The 3,585-nt window shown below is 72.2% G+C and carries 4 protein-coding genes and 1 pseudogene; 4 read left to right on the top strand and 1 reads right to left on the bottom strand.

Translation table 11 applies throughout. The annotated features are described in order from the left end of the window. Nucleotides 1-499, top strand: a pseudogene (locus tag G3I65_RS10495) (glycosyl transferase); the annotation flags it as partial. 338 nt (nucleotides 500-837) lie between these two features. Here the strand turns inward: G3I65_RS10495 and G3I65_RS10500 are convergent. Continuing rightward, nucleotides 838-1,302, bottom strand: a complete 465-nt coding sequence (locus G3I65_RS10500; RefSeq protein ID WP_086865629.1) for a metallopeptidase family protein — start codon at nucleotides 1,300-1,302, stop codon at nucleotides 838-840. 79 nt (nucleotides 1,303-1,381) lie between these two features. Here G3I65_RS10500 and G3I65_RS10505 point away from each other — a divergent pair, with 79 nt between their 5' ends. The 3 genes from G3I65_RS10505 (at nucleotide 1,382) to G3I65_RS10515 (ending at nucleotide 3,483) form a co-directional block, all read left to right on the top strand. Next, entirely contained in the window at nucleotides 1,382-1,735 is a 354-nt protein-coding gene (locus tag G3I65_RS10505; protein WP_125312683.1) for a DUF3499 domain-containing protein, read from the top strand. An 80-nt stretch (nucleotides 1,736-1,815) separates the two neighbouring features. Beyond that, on the top strand, nucleotides 1,816-3,171 hold the full coding sequence (locus G3I65_RS10510; protein WP_160695928.1) for a phosphomannomutase/phosphoglucomutase: 1,356 nt from the start codon (nucleotides 1,816-1,818) through the stop codon (nucleotides 3,169-3,171). A gap of 90 nt (nucleotides 3,172-3,261) precedes the next feature. Further along, the gene (locus G3I65_RS10515) at nucleotides 3,262-3,483 is read left to right on the top strand and encodes a Trm112 family protein (protein ID WP_086865627.1); all 222 of its coding nucleotides are present in this window, start codon (nucleotides 3,262-3,264) and stop codon (nucleotides 3,481-3,483) included. The last annotated feature ends 102 nt before the right edge of the window (nucleotides 3,484-3,585 follow it).

The following is a 3,585-nucleotide window of genomic DNA, read 5'->3' on the forward strand; positions in this document are numbered from 1 at the left end:
GGAGTACGTGGTGCTGCCGCCGGGCGCGGACCCGCGGGCGTACCCGCCGCTGGCGAAGGACCTGGTGTCGGTGGCCGCCCCGACGTCGGACGGGCGCGGTGTGCTCCGCCTGCTGGCCCCGGCGGGGCAGGTGATCTTGATCTCGCCTGAGCAGGCGAAGGCGGCGGTCACCGGCGGCGGTGCGCCGGGCCTGGCGCCGGGCGTGGCGCCGGTGCAGGCGGGCCTTCCGGACGTGCGTGTCCGGGTGTCGGAGGGTCCGACCGGCCGCCTGCTGGTGCTGGCGGCGGAGCAGGAAGCGGGCTGGAAGGCTTCGGTGGGCGGCAAGAGCGTGCCGATCGTGCCGGCGTGGGGGCACCAGGTGGCGGTGTCGGTGCCGCCGGCGTCGTCGGAGGTGACGGTGGAGCACCCCGGGACGGAGCGGAACCTGCTCCTGCTGGCCCAGCTCGCGGCGGTCCTGTTCACGGTGCTGACGGCGGTGCCGGCGCGGCGTCGCTCCTGACCCGATGACGTGAATGACTCATTCATGTCGTCGGACGACATGAATGAGTCATTCACTACGTTCGGCGGCGCGAGTGGGCCGCTCGTGCCAGTCGCGAAGGGCGCGAGCGGACCGTTCGCAACGGGCGGGCGCCGGTGGCCGATCGCGCCAGCCGGGAAGCCGCGAGTGGCCATTGGTGCCGTCCGGGAGGCGCGAGTGGTCCGTTCGCGCCAGCGGGGCCGTGCGAGTGGTCCGTTCGCAACGGTGCGGCGGACGCGAGTGGTCCGTTCGTGCCGGTCGCAAAGCGCGCGACTGGACCGTTCGTGCCACCCCACAGCGACGCAAAGGATCCTCGCGCGCTACTCGCCTTCGATGACGTCCGGCTCCACGCCCAGATACCCCGCCACCTGCTCCACCAGCACGTCGTGCACCAGCTCGGCCAGCTCCGACGGGTCCTTCGCCCGCGCCTCCAACGGCCGCCGGTACAGCACGATCCGGGCGCGCGTCGGCATGCCCGTCCGGTCCACACCCGCCGGGACCAGGCGGGACAGCGGCACCGCGCCGTCGTGCAGCACACCGTCCGCCGGGGAGTGGCCGTTCTCGCGGATTTCCGGGACGTCGTCCACCGCCACGTCGAGCTTCGTCAGCTCGTGGCGCCAGCGGGCCTCGATGGGTTCGAGCGCGTCGAGCACCAGCGCGTCGAACCGCTCCGCGCGGCTCGCGGCGGCGGGCAGGGTCGCCGGGTACAGCGTCCCGCGCAGGCCCCGGCCGTGCCGGTCCCGTCGCAGGCGCCGCCGCTGTCGGTAGTCACGAGCCGTCGCCACTCCGGAAGTCTATGCGGTCGGCACGTCCCAGCGCGTGTCGCTCCTCCTACCTTGCGGCGACACGCTATCGTTTCGGATCGTGCGGAACGTACGGAAGTGTTCGCGTACCGGCTGTCTAGAGCCGGCTGTGGCCACGCTGACGTATGCCTACAGCGACTCCACCGCCGTCGTCGGCCCGCTGGCCACCGCCTCCGAGCCGCACTCCTATGACCTCTGCGAAGCCCACGCGCTGCGGCTGACCGTCCCGAAGGGCTGGGAAGTCGTCCGGCACGAAGGCGCGTTCGCCGCGCCGGACCCGTCGGCCGACGAGCTGACGGCGCTGGCCGAGGCCGTGCGCGAGGCCGGCCGCTCCGACAAACCCGCGCCCGCGCCCGAGCCGGATGGCCCCTCCGGGCGCCGCGGTCACCTGCGCGTGCTCCCCGGTCGCGCCTGAGCGCGTAACCCACGACCACCGCCGGTAGGCTTTCCGCGCGGCGCAGCGGGCGCCAGGACGACTAATCGCGGGGAGACGGCGTGCCAGACCTTTCGGGCATCGTGAAGGCCTACGACATTCGCGGCGTGGTCGGCGAGCAGCTCGACGCGGACCTCGTTCGCGACTTCGGCGCCGCGTTCGCCCTGCTCATCAAGCCAGAGGCGCCGTCGGTGGTGATCGGCCACGACATGCGCGACTCCTCGCCGCGGCTGTCCGCGGCCTTCGCCGATGGCGTCACCTCGCAGGGCCTCGACGTCGTCAGCATCGGCCTGGCCAGCACCGACCAGCTCTACTTCGCGTCGGGCTCGCTGAACCTGCCGGGCGCGATGTTCACCGCCAGCCACAACCCGGCCAAGTACAACGGCATCAAGCTGTGCCGCGCCGGCGCGTCCCCGGTCGGCCAGGACACCGGCCTCGCCGAGATCCGCGACACCGTCGAGCAGGGCGTCCCCGGCTTCGAGGGCCAGCGCGGTTCGGTGACCGAGCGGGACGTCCTCGCCGACTACGCCGCCTACCTGCGCAACCTGGTCGACCTGTCCGGCAGCCGGCCGCTGAAGATCGTCGTCGACGCCGGCAACGGCATGGGCGGGCACACCGTCCCGACCGTCTTCGCCGGGCTGCCCATCGACATGGTCCCGATGTACTTCGAGCTCGACGGCACCTTCCCGAACCACGAAGCCAACCCGCTCGACCCGAAGAACATCGTCGACCTGCAGGCGAAGGTGCGCGAGGTCGGCGCCGACGCCGGGGTCGCCTTCGACGGCGACGCGGACCGCTGCTTCATCGTCGACGAGCGCGGCGAGCCGGTTTCGCCGAGCGCGATCACCGCGCTGGTCGCCGTCCGCGAGCTGGCCAAGGACCCGGGCGGCACGATCATCCACAACCTGATCACGTCCAAGGGCGTGCCGGAGATCGTCGCCGAGCACGGCGGCAAGCCGGTCCGCACCCGCGTCGGCCACTCGTTCATCAAGGCCGAGATGGCCAAGACCGGCGCCATCTTCGGCGGCGAGCACTCGGCGCACTACTACTTCCGCGACTTCTGGCGCGCCGACACCGGCATGCTGGCGGCGCTGCACGTCCTCGCCGCGCTCGGCGAGCAGAGCGGCCCGCTGAGCGAGCTGACCAGCGCGTACTCGCGCTACGCCGCTTCGGGTGAGATCAACTCCACGGTCGACGACCAGGTCGCGAAGATGATGGCGGTCAAGGACACCTTCGGCACCCGCTCCGGCGTCGAGATCGACGAGCTGGACGGCCTCACCGTGCAGCTGCCGGGCGGCGCCTGGTTCAACCTGCGCCCGTCGAACACCGAACCGCTGCTCCGCCTGAACGTCGAGGCCGCGAACGCCGAGGCCGTGCAGGGCCTGGTGGACGAAGTGCTCGCGATCATCCGCAGCTGACCCCACCCCACCCCTAAGAAGGGCGCGTAGGGGCCGAACTGTGTCCTGAAGTGCTCTTCACCACAGTCCCCCGCGTGGTATGGAGGAACCATGGCCATCACGCTCGACGCCCAGCTCCTCGAGATCTTGGCGTGCCCGTCGCCGGATCACGCCCCGTTGCGCCCCGGCGCACCGGACGACCCCGAGGCCGACGCGCTGACGTGCACCGAGTGCGGCCGGGTTTACCCGGTGCGTGACGGGATCCCGGTGCTGCTCCTCGACGAGGCGACGCAGCCCGGCACCAACGGAACTTCCGATGCCGACAGTGCTTGACGACACCCTGCTCGACGACCCGGCGCGGCTGGCCGAGGCCGACAGCGCGGGGCTGCTGCGGGCCGCCGCGATGGCCGGCGCCCAGGTGCGGGCGACCGCCGA

The organism is Amycolatopsis sp. SID8362, from assembly GCF_010550475.1.
GTDB lineage: Bacteria > Actinomycetota > Actinomycetes > Mycobacteriales > Pseudonocardiaceae > Amycolatopsis > Amycolatopsis eburnea.